The sequence below is a fragment of the Solwaraspora sp. WMMD406 genome, from assembly GCF_029626025.1.
Taxonomy (GTDB): domain Bacteria; phylum Actinomycetota; class Actinomycetes; order Mycobacteriales; family Micromonosporaceae; genus Micromonospora_E.
Genome location: NZ_JARUBF010000001.1, coordinates 6,170,434 through 6,183,181 on the forward strand (window position 1 = coordinate 6,170,434; position 12,748 = coordinate 6,183,181).

Sequence of the window (12,748 nt, forward strand, 5' to 3'; positions counted from 1 at the left end):
GCCCGTCCACGTCACCTGGCGATCGTAGGGTGGATGAGCCTCACCTCGATTCGGCGACAGTACGCAGCCGGGACGCTGCCTGTTCCCACCTACCGGATCGGTCGACTGATCATGGTCGGTGAGCCGGTCACCGGCACGTCGGCCGAGACGGGGCAGACCGTGGTGTACGCCCGGGTGTCCTCAGCCGATCAGAAACCCGACCTGGACCGGCAAGTCGCCCGGGTCACCGTGTGGGCCACCGGGCAGAAACTCGGCGTCGACCGGGTGGTGACCGAGGTTGGATCCGCGTTGAACGGGCACCGCAAGAAGTTCCTCGCGCTGCTGCGCGACCCGAAGGTGGCAACGATCGTGGTTGAGCATCGGGACCGGTTCGCCCGGTTCGGGGCCGAGTACGTTGAGGCGGCGCTGGCCGCGCAGGGCCGCCGACTGCTGGTGGTCGACCCGGCTGAGGTCGACGATGATCTGGTCCGCGACGTGACGGAGATCCTGACGTCGTTGTGCGCCCGCCTGTACGGGCGTCGCGCTGCCGCGAACCGTGCCCGCCGGGCGGTCGAAGCCGCCACCGAGAGTGGCCCGGCGTGAAAACGATCCAGGCGTACCGGTTCGCCCTCGACCTCACCTCGCGCCAGGAACGCGACGTCCTTGCACACGCTGGGGCCGCCCGGCTCGCCCACAACTGGGCGCTCGCGAAGGTCAAGGCGGTCATGGACCAGCGCATCGCCGAACGCTCCTACGGCGTACCAGACGAGTTGCTAACGCCATCACTGTCCTGGTCGCTGGCCGGTCTTCGGAAGGCCTGGAACGCCGCGAAGCCCGACGTCGCGCCGTGGTGGGGTGAGGTGTCGAAGGAGGCGTTCAACACCGGCCTCGACGCGCTCGCTCGCGGGTTGAAGAACTGGACTGACTCCCGCAGCGGGAAACGCGCCGGTCGGCCGTCGGGTTTCCCCCGGTTCAAGTCCCGCCGCCGTACCACGCCCAGCGTGCGGTTCACCACCGGGGCGATCCGGGTCGAACCGGACAAGATGCACGTGGTGCTACCCCGGCTGGGCCGGTTGAAGTTGCACGAGTCCGCCCGCAAGCTCGCCCGCCGTATTGAAGCCGGCACCGCCCGGATCATGTCCGCGACAGTGCGTCGTGATGGCGGACGGTGGCATGTGTCGTTCACCGTCGAGGTCGAACGCGCCGAACGCAGCCCGGCCCGACCCGGCTCGGTGGTTGGTGTGGACGTCGGTATCCGGCATCTCGCGGTGCTGTCCACCGGCGAGTTGGTCGACAACCCGCGCCACCTCGTGGCCGCGCGGCAACGGATGCATGCGCTCGGCCGGACGCTGTCGCGCAAGCAGGGCCCGGACCGGCGTACCGGACGACGTCCCTCGAAGCGGTGGGAACGGGCCGCGAGCCGGCTCGGTCGCGCTCACGCCCGGGTCGCTCATCTGCGCCGTGACGGGCTGCACAAGCTCACCACCCGACTCGCCACGACGTACGGCACCGTTGTGGTGGAAGACCTCAACGTCACCGGCATGCTGCGCAACCGGCGGTTGGCTCGGCACGTCGCCGACGCCGGATTCTCGGAGATCCGCCGCCAGTTGGCGTACAAGACCGGATGGAACGGCGGCCGGCTTGTGGTGGCCGACCGCTGGTACCCGTCCAGCAAGACCTGCTCGGGCTGTGGCACGGTGAAAACCAAGCTGGCCCTGTCCGAGCGTGAATACCGGTGTGAGGCGTGCGGTCTAGTCATCGACCGTGACCGCAACGCCGCTGTGAACCTGGCCGCCCTTGCGGCGGCAACCGCCGGGAGTGGCCCGGTGGCAGCACGTGGAGCCGACCAGAAGACCCGCACACGCGGGCAGGTGGCCGTGAAGCGTGAACCCGGCACCGCTCAAGCGGATCAGACCGGGACCGTCCTACCGCAAGGCAGGACTACCAACCGTGCGCTCACTAAAGCCCACTGAGAGGTAACGGTACGGTGAAGAACATTGACTGCGGGTGCCCGAATGGATGCGCCCGCCCCGCCCGGAGGGGTGGTACGCCGACGACTTGGACCACCTGCCCGAGGCACCGCGTCACACCGAACTAATCGACGGAGCACTCGTCTTCAGGCTGGTTCCCCAGCGAGCTTGGCACAGCCGGCTCGTCACCAACCTGGTGGTCGCCCTCGGTGAGCAGGCATCTCCAGGCGTCGAGGTCGAGCGGGAGATGACGATTCGGCTCGACGAACGGAACCGCCCCGAACCCGATCTCCTCGCCACGAGGGCGCCTTACTACGACCCGGACCGCACCTTCTACACGCCCGAGGAGATCCTCCTAGTCGTGGAGGTGGTGTCGCCGGAGTCGGCTCACCGCGACCGGACGGTCAAACTGCGCAAGTACGCGGAAGCCGGCATCCCGCACTACTGGCGCGTCGAGGACGAGGACCGATCACCAGTGGTCCACGCCTACGAACTCGACGAACCCACCCGGGCGTACGTGGCGACCGGGATTCACCGTCACGAGCTGCGGATCACGACGCCTTTCGAGCTCACGCTGGATCTGGACAGGCTGGTACCTGGTCGTAAGACCTGAACCGGGTACGAGTGAATTGAGGCTCACACCGAGCGATCCGTCTCGTCGGTCCCGTGCAGGAGCACCCGAGCCTCGGTCATCTCCTCGTCGGTGAACGTTCCATATTCAGCTTGATAGCGGTCCAGCTCCTCTCGGAGGAGCCTGCGCCGCTCGGCCCGCTCTGCCTCGGCCCGCTCTGCCTCGGCCAGGTAGCCGGAGTCGGTGCTTTCCTCGGCGAACACCTCGTCAAAGACGAGGCGAGCCCGATGACGCGCCTGCTCGGAGACCGGACCTTGTCGGCTCTCGTAGTCCGCCAGGTACTCGTCAAGTAACTGCCCGCGTAGTTCCCGCTCCATTGCCCCGGCGGACGCGGAGAACTGGCGCTCGCCGACCCTCGCCCGGATCGCCTCGGTGGTCTCCTCCGGCAGCGAGCGGCTCACCCGCGCCGCCGTCTCTTTCCCGATGTCGAAGGCCTTCTCACCCATGACCCCTAGTGTGTCAACGCTGGGCGACGTAAGTCCCTCGTTGTGGAACCACGAACACGACACCTTCGTCCACCAGGAGCGCGATCGATCGGCGGACCGTCGAGCGGGCCACCCCGTACTCCTGGACCAATCGGGACTCCGCCGGGACAGCCCGTCCGGGTGCCCAGTCTCCACGCCCGATCCGGGCCTTGAGGATGGCCGCGAGCTGGCGATACGGCGGAACCGGCCCCTTATGGTCGATCACCGCGTCCGGGTCCGCGCTCCCGCCGTTGGCTCCGCCCACGTCCATGGTGCGGACGTTAGACGTGCCATCACGAGCCGCAGCAACTTCATACGTATCTAGACGTATGAAGACTAGGACTTCTAGACTCGTGGTGTCCCCGGGGCGCGTCGCTGACCGGCCACGGATCACTCGGACCGCCCAGGGATGCGCCCGTACGAAACGGCCCCGAGCGGCGCGGACACGCCAACCCGGGGCCTTGATCGCCTACGAGGAGGCGACCCATGAACAGTTTCCCCGACCCGGCCCAACCGGCCGAACCCCCACCGACCCGACTGTTGGCGCGCTACGCGCCCGGAGAGAGTCCTGTCACCGACCGGGCGGAGAACGCTTTGGTTGTTCGAGGCCACCGACCGGGACAGCGCGCAACGTCCGCTGTCCCGGTCGTACCACCGCCCCGAGTTGTCCCGCCGGGATCGAGCCGCCGTACCGACCCGGTTCGATCTCACCGGTCCGGGCGAAGGGCGTCCGCCGTGACGATCCTGGCGATCTGCCCACGTGAACTGCCGACGACGGACATGGTCGAGGTGTGGTGTGACGCGGGTTCCGGCGCAACGGGACAGCTGGTCAAGGTGGCTGTCGACCGTCTGACCCTCTCCGAGCGCGACCGGGGGGAGGGTCGGACGGTGCTGTACGAGTACGAGTCGTACTACTGCCGGAGCTGAGCCGAACGCACTCGACGCACGGAGTCCCGGCCGATGGCCGGGACTCCGTCGTCCGTATGGGTCAGGTGGCCCGAGCAGGCTCGACCGCGCCGCACAGAGGAGCCGCCCGACCGCTCACTTGTCGCGCTACACGTTGAAGCGAAACTCGACGACGTCGCCGTCCTGCATGACGTACTCCTTGCCCTCGATCCGGACCTTGCCGGCCGCCTTGGCCGCCGCCATCGTCCCGGCCGCGACCAGGTCGTCGTACGAGACGATCTCGGCCTTGATGAAGCCGCGCTGGAAGTCGGAGTGGATCACCCCGGCGGCTTCCGGCGCGGTCGCCCCGACCGGGATGGTCCAGGCCCGCGCTTCCTTCGGCCCGGCGGTGAGGTACGTCTGCAGCCCGAGGGTACGGAAGCCGACCCGGATCAGCTGGTTGAGCCCCGGCTCGGCCTGCCCGGTCGACTCCAGCAGCTCCAGCGCCTCGTCGTCGGGCAGGTCGATCAACTCGGATTCGATCTTGGCGTCCATGAAGACCGCCTCGGCCGGGGCGACCAACGCCCGCAGCTCGTCCAGCAGTCCGGCGTTGCCCAACTCGTCCTCGTCGACGTTGAAGACGTACAGGAACGGCTTGGTGGTAAGCAGGTGCAGCTCGCGCAGCTCGGCCGCGTCGATGCCGGCGGCGCTCGCCCCCGCGTACAACGTGGTCCCGCCGTTGAGCAGCTCGGCGGCGGCCTTGGCGGCGGCGTGGATCGCCGCCCGGTCCTTGCGGAGCCGGGCTTCCTTCTCCAACCGGGGCAGCGCCTTCTCCAGGGTCTGCAGATCGGCCAGGATCAGCTCGGTGTTGATCGTCTCGATGTCGTCGCCCGGCGACACCTTGCCGTCGACGTGCACCACATTGGGATCGGAGAAGACCCGGACGACCTGGCAGATCGCCGAGGCGTCCCGGATGTTCGCCAGGAATGCGTTGCCCCGGCCCTGCCCCTTGGACGCGCCCCGCACCAGGCCGGCGATGTCGACGAACGACACCGGCGCGGGCAGGATCTTCTGCGAGCCGAAGATCTCCGCCAGCTTGTCCAGCCGACTGTCCGGCAACCCGACCACGCCGACATTGGGCTCGATCGTGGCGAACGGGTAGTTCGCCGCGAGCACGTCGTTCTTGGTCAGCGCGTTGAACAGGGTGCTCTTGCCGACGTTGGGCAGGCCGACGATGCCGATGGTGAGACTCACGTCGGACGAGTCTACGCAGCGTCCGGTCGGGTGCCGCATACCGCACCGGCGGCACCGGGCAGCGCCCGCCCGAGGGCTGGCCGGAGCGGACCGGAGCCGACCAGAGCAGACAGGAGCCGGGCCGCCAGGATCAGGCGCAGGCCGCCTTGATGTCGGCGGCGAGCTTCTGTACGCCGGCGATCGCCTCGTCCGTCGGCACGGCACCGTCCGGGTCGTTGATCTGGTCGACGAAGGCGGAGCCGTCGATCAGCACCTGCTTGAGGTCTTCCTCCAGCGGACCCGTGGCGAGCACGCTGAGCATCTGCGACCAGCCGCCGAGCTTGCCCCGGACGTTGGCTTCGATGGTCTCGGCGGCTTCACCGCCCTCGGCCGCCGCTTCGGCAAGGCCGGTCAGGTCCTGCTCGATGGTGGCCGCCCGCTCCTCGCTGAGCGGGATCGCCGACTCGCACGCGGCCCTGGTCGCCGACTCCACGTGCACGGCGTCGGACTTGGCGGTGTCCGCCGATCCGGCGGTGACACTCGGCAGGGCCGTGGGATAGCCCGTCGGCGGCGGTTGCGTGCCGCAGCCGGCCATCGCCAGCGACAGCAACGAGACGATGGCCGTGGTGATCATGAAACGTCGCATGGGGTTCCGTTCCGGGCTCAAGGACCGTACGAGATGGAGGACGAAGGCGGCACAGTCGCTACTCACAGACCGCCCGGAGCTTCTCCGGCACCTCCGAAACGGCGGCGATCTGCTCCTCGGTCAGCGGAGCCTCAGCGGCCCCGGCGGCCGCCTCGATCGCGGCGGCACTCTCGGTCAACGCGGTACGCAGTTCGGGGTCGACGGGGCCGGTGGCGAGCGAGGAGAGCGTCGCCGACCAGCCGCGCATCTGGGCTTCGAAGTTGTCGATGCCCGCCTGGTCCACCTCCAGCCCGTTGGCGGCGGCTTCGCCGAAGCGAGTGATGTCCCGGTTGAACCCGGCCGCGTTGTCGGAGCTCATCGAAACGGCTTGATTGCACGCCGCGTTGGTAGCGGCGAGGATGTCGGCTGCGGTGGCCGTGCTGGTCCCACCCGCAGGATCGCCGGAGGACGGGGTGGAGTCGAATCCACAACCGGCGGCGAGCGCGAAGACGGAGCCGACCGCGACGGTGATCAGCGAGCGGAGCAGGGTCGAGCTGCGGGTGAAGCGGCGCATGGTATCGAAGATCTCCTTTATCGAGGTTTACCAAACTGAGCCACTCTATCCGCTATCGCGCGGGCTGGCAGCCGACGGACGTCACCGACCGGCAGCTGTCTCACCGGGTGAATCGGGCCACGGCATCACCGGGTGAATCGGGCCACGGCCCGGCGGGCCAGCCCGGCGCCGACGACCACCGTGGCCACGGCGCCGACCGCAACGGCCGCCGCCGCGAGACCCGGCTCCCCCGACTCCACCGCCAGCTGGGCAAGGCTGACCGCGATCGGCGGCACGGCCGCCAACAGCGGCCACTCGACCAGCGGCGTCGGCAATGGGAACCATGGCACCGCCGCCGCCACCATCACCACCCCACCGAGGAGTTTGAGAATCGCCAACCCGTGCACCTTGTTGGCGGCGAACGCCGCCACGAGCAGCAGGATCAGCACCGCCTGACCGGCGGCGAGCAGCAGCACCGGAGTCAGCCGCCACAGCGCAGCCGTGGCCAGCCCGCTGATCGGCACCGCGCCGAGCAGACCCACCAGGGTCAGCAACCAGACCCCACCGGCCCGATAGCCGAGATAGCGCTCCAGGGTGACCGGGGTGACCCGCAGCAGCAACAGCCGTCGCTCGTCGACGTCGTCGAGCAACAGCAACGAGCCGACCATCCCGCCGATGATCGGTACGTGCGCCAGCACCAGCAGCGCCAGCAGCAGGCCGGCCTGGCCGCTGGCGTCCACCCCGTACCGGTCGTCAACGAGCCGTACGGCCGGCGGGTATCCGATCCGGATCGCCACCGCGAGCAGCAGTGGAGCCGCCAGTAGCACCAGCAGCAGCCGACTCGCCCCGAGGACCCGCAGATCCAGCCGGGCGAACGCGACCAGCCAGCCGAACGGACCACGTCGTGCCGGTCCGCCGTCCGCCCGGACATCACGCGCGGCCCCGCCGTCCGGCCCGCTACCGGGTCGCCGACGCGAACGGCCCGACGGATCCCCACCCGACGATTCCCCACCCGACGGATCCCCACCCGACGGATCCCCACCCGACGGATCCCCACCCGACGGATCCCCACCCGCCGGATCCCCACCCGCCGGCGGCCTGCCGACATCGAAGAAGACCCGCTGGTAGCGCCGCCGGGCCAGGGCCAGCACGCCGGCCGTCCACGCCCCGGCATACGCGAGCAGCAGCACCGGACGCCACCAGCCGCCGGGTGGCCATCCGCCGGATTCGATCCCGCTCTGGATCAGCTCGGCCATCCCGGTGGTCGGGATCAGATAGGCGGACGGATGGTCGACGAGCCCGGCCAGCCACGCCAGCGGGACCGCCAGGCCCGGCAGCAACACCAGCGGCGCGGCCGTCAGGTATCCGGTCACCGAACGGTGCGACAGGACCAACAGGTACGACACGCTGAGGATCACCAGCGCGGCCAGCCCCACGCCGAGCAGTGTCGGCAGTGGCGCACCGGGCCGCCCGGCGGCCACCACGATCGGTACGGCGCTGGCCACCGAGAGCACGGTCAGCGTCATCAGCTTCACCGCCAGGTACTCGCCGAACCGCAGTGGAGTGACCCGCAGCGCCGCGAACGCTCCTTCGCCACGCTCGTAGAGCACGAGCAGGGCGATGAAGAACGCACCGAAAGAGGCGGTGTCCACCAGCAGGACGAACGGCCCGATCGTCCGAGCCGCCGAGGCCGGTACGGCCAGCAGCAGCCCGCTCCACCCCACGGCCAGGATCGCGGCCACCGCCACCACCCGGTAGCGCCACTCGACGTGGAACTCCAGTCGCAGCGCACCGGCCACCCGTTTGCCCCGCCGGACCACCCGGACCACCCGGACCACCCGGGTCATCCGGGTCATCCGGGTCATCCTGGTCATCCGGGCGGCGGCTGTCGGCCGCTGGTCACCGCGACGAACACCTCTTCGAAGCTGGCTTCCCGGGTGTGCATGGTCTCGACCCGACCACCGCGCAGCAACGCCAGGAACGCCGGATCGGAGCCGACCGTGGCGAGGTCGAACTCGCGCCGCCCGACGGTCGCCCCGTCGCGGTACTCGACCACGACCGTGGGCCGGCCGTGCCGCAGCCGGAATCCCCGCGGCGTGTCCACGGCGGCCAGCCGACCCTCGACGACGAACGCCACCCGGTCACAGAGTCGTTCCGCAGTTGCCATGTCGTGCGTGGTGAGGAAGACCGTACGGCCACCTGCGGCCTGCCTCCGGATCAACTCCCGTACGGCGGCGGCGTGCACCGGGTCCAGGCCTGAGGTCGGCTCATCGAGGAAGACCACCTCCGGACGGTTGAGCAACGCGCGGGCCAGGTTGAGCCGCAACTGCATGCCTTTGGAGAACTCCGCCACCGGCCGGTCGGCGGCGGCGGAGAGCCCGACCTGGTCGAGCAGGACGTCGGCAGGCTCGGTCGCGGTGCGGTACAGCGCGGCGATCGCCCGCAGGTTCTGCCGCGCGGTCAGCCGGGCGAAGTGCGCCGGCAACTCGAAACCGACACCGATCCGCTCGTACAGGTCCGAACCCCAGCGATCCAGTGGCCGGCCGAGCAGCTCGGCGTGTCCCTGGTAGCCGCGTAGCAGCCGGGTCAGCACCTTTTGGGTGGTGGACTTGCCGGCACCACTCGGCCCCAGCAGGCCGAAGATCTCACCGGCCCGCACGCTGAACGAGACATCGTCGACGGCGTGCCGCGACGAATCGCGGTAACGCACCCGGAGCCGTCGTACCACGATCGGGTCCGGTCCCGGCACTGCGACGACCCTTCGCGCGACGATGGTGAGCATCGTCATGCTAGCGGGACGGGTCGACTGATCTACCGTCTGCGCAGGTGGCAGCCGGCAAACGGAAAGCGGGGCGACGGCGATGTCGGGGAAAGCGGACCAGTCGGCGGCGGCGGAGGCGGAGGCGGTGGCGGTGGCGCGTCCGGTCGTGGAACGGGCGCGGATCGCGGTCGGGATCGCCTTCGGAGTCAGCGGTCTCGCCTTCGCGTCCTGGATATCCCGGACACCGGCGATCCGCGACGGCCTGGAACTGTCCAACGCCCAGTTCGGTCTGCTGCTGCTCTGTCTGTCGATCGGCGCGGTCAGCGCGCTGCCGCTGTCCGGGCCGCTGGTCCACGCGATCGGCCCGCGCCGCACCGTGCTGGCCGGAGCGAGCGCGGTGACCGTCGGGATGCTGGCCGTCGCGGCCGGGGTGCTGCTGGGCGTCGCCCCGCTCGCCGGGGCGGGCCTGCTGCTCACCGGGACCGGAGTGAGCAGCTGGGACGTGGCGATGAACGTCGAGGGCGCCGACGTCGAGCGCCGACTCGACCGGCCGCTGATGCCCCGTTTCCACGCCGGGTTCAGCCTGGGTACGGTCACCGGCGCACTGGCCGGTGCCGGCTGCGCGTGGCTCGGCGTACCGGTCGATTGGCAGCTCGCCGCGACGGCGCTGCTGGTGATCGGCGTGATCGCCGGGTCGGTCCGCTGGTTCCTGCCGGTCCCGGCCCGGGAGGAGGGGACGCCGGCGAGCCGCTCCGGGGTGCTGCGGGCCTGGCGGGAACCGCGCACATTGCTGATCGGCCTGCTGGTGTTGGCGTTCGCGTTCACCGAAGGGGTCGCCAACGACTGGCTCACCCTGGCCGTGGTAGACGGCTACGGCACCAACGACGCGGTCGGCGCGGTGGTGTTCGGATTGTTCGTCACGGCGATGACCGGTGCCCGGATGGTCGGCGGATCGGCCCTGCAACGCTGGGGACGGGTGCTGGTGCTGCGATGCACGGCCCTGCTTGCCCTGGTCGGCCTGCTCCTGGTGGTCTTCGGGCCGGCGCTGCCGTGGGCGCTGGTCGGCGCGCTGCTGTGGGGTGCTGGCGCGTCGCTGGGCTTCCCGGTCGGGATGAGCGCCGCCGCCGACGTCGCCGACCGGGCAGCGGTACGGGTCTCCGTGGTCAGCTCGATCGGCTACACGGCGTTCCTGGCCGGCCCGCCGCTGGTGGGTTTCCTGGCCGAGCGGGACGGAATCCTGCGGGCGTTGCTGGTCGTCCTCGGGGCGTTGGTGATCGGTCTGCTGGTCGCCGGCGCCACCGCACCGCCACGTCCGAATCCCACCGCACCGCCACGTCCGAATCCCGCCAGCCGTTCGCCGCATGAACAGTCAGGATCAGACCCATGGAGCTCGACTTCGACCGCTGCTACCGAGCGGTAGACAGCCGCGACCCGCGCTTCGACGGCTGGTTCTACACCGGGGTCACCTCGACGGGCATCTACTGCCGTCCGTCCTGCCCGGCGACCACGCCCAAGCCGGCCAACGTGGCGTTCTACCCGTCGGCGGCGGCCGCGCAACGCGCCGGCTTCCGGGCCTGCCGGCGGTGCCGGCCGGACGCCACTCCGGGGTCGCCGGACTGGGACCTGCGGGCCGATCTGGTCGGCCGGGCGATGCGGTTGATCGGCGACGGGGTGGTGGACCGGGACGGGGTGCCGGGCCTGGCCCGTCGGCTGGGCTACACCGAGCGGCAGGTGCATCGGGTGCTCACCGATCAGCTCGGTGCCGGGCCGGTGGCGCTGGCCCGCGCGCAGCGGGCGCAGACCGCCCGGATCCTGATCGAGACCACCGACCTGCGGCTGGCCGACATCGCGTTCGCCGCCGGGTTCGGCAGTGTCCGGCAGTTCAACGACACCCTTCGGCAGGTCTACGGGATCGCCCCGCATCTGCTGCGCGCCGCTGGCCGGCCGGGTGGCCGGCCGGGTGGCCGGCCGGGTGGCCGATCCGACTCCGGGCCGCTGCCGGCCGGCACGATCCGGGTACGGCTGCCGTTTCGCCGGCCGCTGCACGCCGCCGGGCTGCTGGAGTTCTTCGCCGTCCGGGCGGTGCCCGGGGTGGAGTCGGTCGACGACGGCACGTACCGCCGGGTGCTGCGGCTGCCGCACGGCACCGGCACGGTCGCCCTGACCCCGGGTGACGACCACGTCGGTGCCGCCCTGCGCCTGACTGATCTGCGCGACCTGGCGCCGGCGGTGGCCCGGTGCCGACAGCTGTTCGATCTCGACGCCGACCCGGCCGCCGTGGACGACGTCCTCGGCGCAGACCCGCGGTTCACCGCCGTGGTCCGCCGTGAACCGGGCGTACGGGTGCCGGGCGCGGTGGACGGCTTCGAGTTGGCGGTCCGGGCGGTCGTCGGGCAGCAGGTCTCCGTGGTGGCGGCCCGGGGCGTCCTGGCCCGGATCTGCGCGGCTGCCCAGCCCGGCGACCCGGCCGACCGGCTCTGCGCGGCGGCTGCCCAGCCCGCCGACCCCGTACCGACGCCACCGGACGACCCGGCGCTGGTGTCGTTTCCCGACCCGGCGCGACTGCTCGACCTGCCGGACACCGCGTTCGCGATGCCGGCGGCCCGCCGCGCCACCCTGCGTGCCCTGGCCGCCGCCGTCGCCGACGGGACCATCGTGCTCGGCCCCGGTGGTGACCGTGTCGAACTCGTCCACCGGTTGCTGGCGCTACCCGGCATCGGCGCCTGGACCGCCGGTTATGTGGCGATGCGCGCCCTCGGCGACCCCGACGTCCTGCTCGCCGGCGACGTGGGCGTGCGACGCGGCGCCGACCTGACCGGTCTGCCGTCGGGCGGGTCCGCGTTGACCGCGCACGCCGACGCCTGGCGGCCCTGGCGCTCGTACGGCACCGTCCGGTTGTGGCGGGTCGCCGGTCAGCTCCAGGCAGACACCCGGCAGCCCTCGACGAACAGGAAGAACCAATGATCCATAGCAGACTGGACGCTGCCACTGTGCCCACCCCGGTCGGTCCGTTGACCGTACTGGTCGACGCCGACGGGAAGGTCCGGGCCGCCGGGTTCACGCACGACCACCGCGAGCTGTCCCCGCTGATCCATCCTGAGCTGCGTCTGCCGGTCCGTGCGCGCGAGGAACTGGGCGTCGTCACCGCCGCGGTCCGGGCCTACCTCGCCGGCGAGCTCACCGCCCTCGACGACCTGCCGGTACGTCAGCACAGTGGACCGTGGCGGGGGCGCGCCTGGTCGGTGCTGCGCGACGTCAAGCCGGGCGACCCGATCACCTACACCGCGTTCGCCGCGCTCGCCGGCCGGCCATCGGCGGTACGGGCGGCGGCCAGCGCCTGCGCCCGCAACGCGGTCGCGCTGATCGTGCCGTGCCACCGGGTACTGCGCCTGGACGGCACACTCGGCGGTTACCGGTGGGGGCTGCGGGTAAAGAGCTGGCTGCTCGACCACGAACGTCAGGCGGCCGGCCTCGGCGTTCGGAGCTGACCGGTCACGGCCTGGCCGGATCGTCGGTGACCTACGGCCATAGGCGGGCAGACCGAATCAGGGTACGCCAGGACCGGCCGATCCACGGTACGAAAGCTGACCGATCCGGGGCAGTTACGCAACGCCGACACCGGCTACCGTCGTTGTGTGGCCGCCGCA

15 protein-coding genes are annotated in these 12,748 nt (G+C 70.8%); 8 read left to right on the forward strand and 7 right to left on the reverse strand.

Translation table 11 applies throughout. From position 1 onward, the window contains the following. Positions 1 to 33: 33 nt before the first annotated feature. The 3 genes from O7632_RS27405 to O7632_RS27415 are packed head-to-tail and all read left to right on the forward strand — an operon-like array spanning position 34 to position 2,562. Positions 34 to 582 carry an IS607 family transposase gene (locus O7632_RS27405; protein ID WP_278118447.1) on the forward strand — a complete coding sequence of 183 codons (549 nt, stop codon included), beginning with the start codon at positions 34 to 36 and terminating at the stop codon, positions 580 to 582. After that, positions 579 to 1,952: an IS607 family element RNA-guided endonuclease TnpB gene (tnpB, locus tag O7632_RS27410; RefSeq protein ID WP_278113181.1), complete on the forward strand. Its 1,374-nt coding sequence runs from the start codon at positions 579 to 581 to the stop codon at positions 1,950 to 1,952. The genes O7632_RS27405 and tnpB overlap by 4 nt, the downstream gene beginning before the upstream one ends. Before the next feature lie 34 nt (positions 1,953 to 1,986). Next, the gene (locus O7632_RS27415; protein ID WP_278118448.1) at positions 1,987 to 2,562 is read left to right on the forward strand and encodes a Uma2 family endonuclease; all 576 of its coding nucleotides are present in this window, start codon (positions 1,987 to 1,989) and stop codon (positions 2,560 to 2,562) included. A 23-nt stretch (positions 2,563 to 2,585) separates the two neighbouring features. Here O7632_RS27415 and O7632_RS27420 read toward each other — a convergent pair whose 3' ends face one another. Both O7632_RS27420 and O7632_RS27425 read right to left on the reverse strand, forming a co-directional pair. Next, positions 2,586 to 3,026 carry a hypothetical protein gene (locus O7632_RS27420; protein ID WP_278118450.1) on the reverse strand — a complete coding sequence of 147 codons (441 nt, stop codon included), beginning with the start codon at positions 3,024 to 3,026 and terminating at the stop codon, positions 2,586 to 2,588. Between the two features lie 13 nt (positions 3,027 to 3,039). Beyond that, entirely contained in the window at positions 3,040 to 3,315 is a 276-nt protein-coding gene (locus O7632_RS27425) for a GntR family transcriptional regulator (RefSeq protein ID WP_278118452.1), read from the reverse strand. Positions 3,316 to 3,642: 327 nt separating this feature from the next. Between O7632_RS27425 and O7632_RS27430 the strand changes: the two genes are divergently transcribed. Together O7632_RS27430 and O7632_RS27435 are read left to right on the forward strand one after the other, a co-directional pair. Next, positions 3,643 to 3,783: a hypothetical protein gene (locus O7632_RS27430; RefSeq protein ID WP_278118453.1), complete on the forward strand. Its 141-nt coding sequence runs from the start codon at positions 3,643 to 3,645 to the stop codon at positions 3,781 to 3,783. After that, complete coding sequence (locus O7632_RS27435) at positions 3,780 to 3,971, forward strand: hypothetical protein (protein ID WP_278118455.1); 192 nt, start codon at positions 3,780 to 3,782, stop codon at positions 3,969 to 3,971. Before O7632_RS27430 ends, O7632_RS27435 begins: the two co-directional genes overlap by 4 nt. A gap of 126 nt (positions 3,972 to 4,097) precedes the next feature. Here O7632_RS27435 and ychF read toward each other — a convergent pair whose 3' ends face one another. The 5 genes from ychF to O7632_RS27460 form a co-directional block, all read right to left on the reverse strand. After that, a complete protein-coding gene (ychF, locus tag O7632_RS27440) occupies positions 4,098 to 5,183 on the reverse strand; it encodes a redox-regulated ATPase YchF (RefSeq protein WP_278118457.1) in 1,086 nt (361 codons plus the stop codon). 130 nt (positions 5,184 to 5,313) lie between these two features. Then, entirely contained in the window at positions 5,314 to 5,808 is a 495-nt protein-coding gene (locus O7632_RS27445; protein WP_278118459.1) for a hypothetical protein, read from the reverse strand. A 58-nt stretch (positions 5,809 to 5,866) separates the two neighbouring features. Then, positions 5,867 to 6,361: a hypothetical protein gene (locus O7632_RS27450; protein WP_278118461.1), complete on the reverse strand. Its 495-nt coding sequence runs from the start codon at positions 6,359 to 6,361 to the stop codon at positions 5,867 to 5,869. Positions 6,362 to 6,486: 125 nt separating this feature from the next. Next, a complete protein-coding gene (locus O7632_RS27455) occupies positions 6,487 to 8,196 on the reverse strand; it encodes a hypothetical protein (protein ID WP_278118462.1) in 1,710 nt (569 codons plus the stop codon). A gap of 14 nt (positions 8,197 to 8,210) precedes the next feature. Next, a complete protein-coding gene (locus O7632_RS27460; protein WP_278118464.1) occupies positions 8,211 to 9,122 on the reverse strand; it encodes an ABC transporter ATP-binding protein in 912 nt (303 codons plus the stop codon). A 79-nt stretch (positions 9,123 to 9,201) separates the two neighbouring features. Here O7632_RS27460 and O7632_RS27465 point away from each other — a divergent pair, with 79 nt between their 5' ends. The 3 genes from O7632_RS27465 to O7632_RS27475 are packed head-to-tail and all read left to right on the forward strand — an operon-like array spanning position 9,202 to position 12,589. Continuing rightward, a complete protein-coding gene (locus O7632_RS27465; RefSeq protein WP_278118466.1) occupies positions 9,202 to 10,521 on the forward strand; it encodes an MFS transporter in 1,320 nt (439 codons plus the stop codon). After that, positions 10,485 to 12,065, forward strand: a complete 1,581-nt coding sequence (locus O7632_RS27470; protein WP_278118468.1) for an AlkA N-terminal domain-containing protein — start codon at positions 10,485 to 10,487, stop codon at positions 12,063 to 12,065. The genes O7632_RS27465 and O7632_RS27470 overlap by 37 nt, the downstream gene beginning before the upstream one ends. After that, on the forward strand, positions 12,062 to 12,589 hold the full coding sequence (locus O7632_RS27475; RefSeq protein WP_278118470.1) for a methylated-DNA--[protein]-cysteine S-methyltransferase: 528 nt from the start codon (positions 12,062 to 12,064) through the stop codon (positions 12,587 to 12,589). Before O7632_RS27470 ends, O7632_RS27475 begins: the two co-directional genes overlap by 4 nt. The last annotated feature ends 159 nt before the right edge of the window (positions 12,590 to 12,748 follow it).

Excerpts from the sequence above, each read along its gene's own strand:
- O7632_RS27405 (WP_278118447.1), top strand. The coding sequence starts at position 34 with ATGAGCCTCACCTCGATTCGGCGACAGTACGCAGCCGGGACGCTGCCT.
- O7632_RS27420 (WP_278118450.1), bottom strand. The coding sequence starts at position 3,026 with ATGGGTGAGAAGGCCTTCGACATCGGGAAAGAGACGGCGGCGCGGGTG.
- O7632_RS27425 (WP_278118452.1), bottom strand. The coding sequence starts at position 3,315 with ATGGACGTGGGCGGAGCCAACGGCGGGAGCGCGGACCCGGACGCGGTG.
- O7632_RS27445 (WP_278118459.1), bottom strand. The coding sequence starts at position 5,808 with ATGCGACGTTTCATGATCACCACGGCCATCGTCTCGTTGCTGTCGCTG.
- O7632_RS27450 (WP_278118461.1), bottom strand. The coding sequence starts at position 6,361 with ATGCGCCGCTTCACCCGCAGCTCGACCCTGCTCCGCTCGCTGATCACC.
- O7632_RS27455 (WP_278118462.1), bottom strand. The coding sequence starts at position 8,196 with ATGACCCGGATGACCCGGGTGGTCCGGGTGGTCCGGGTGGTCCGGCGG.
- O7632_RS27460 (WP_278118464.1), bottom strand. The coding sequence starts at position 9,122 with ATGCTCACCATCGTCGCGCGAAGGGTCGTCGCAGTGCCGGGACCGGAC.
- O7632_RS27465 (WP_278118466.1), top strand. The coding sequence starts at position 9,202 with ATGTCGGGGAAAGCGGACCAGTCGGCGGCGGCGGAGGCGGAGGCGGTG.
- O7632_RS27470 (WP_278118468.1), top strand. The coding sequence starts at position 10,485 with ATGGAGCTCGACTTCGACCGCTGCTACCGAGCGGTAGACAGCCGCGAC.
- O7632_RS27475 (WP_278118470.1), top strand. The coding sequence starts at position 12,062 with ATGATCCATAGCAGACTGGACGCTGCCACTGTGCCCACCCCGGTCGGT.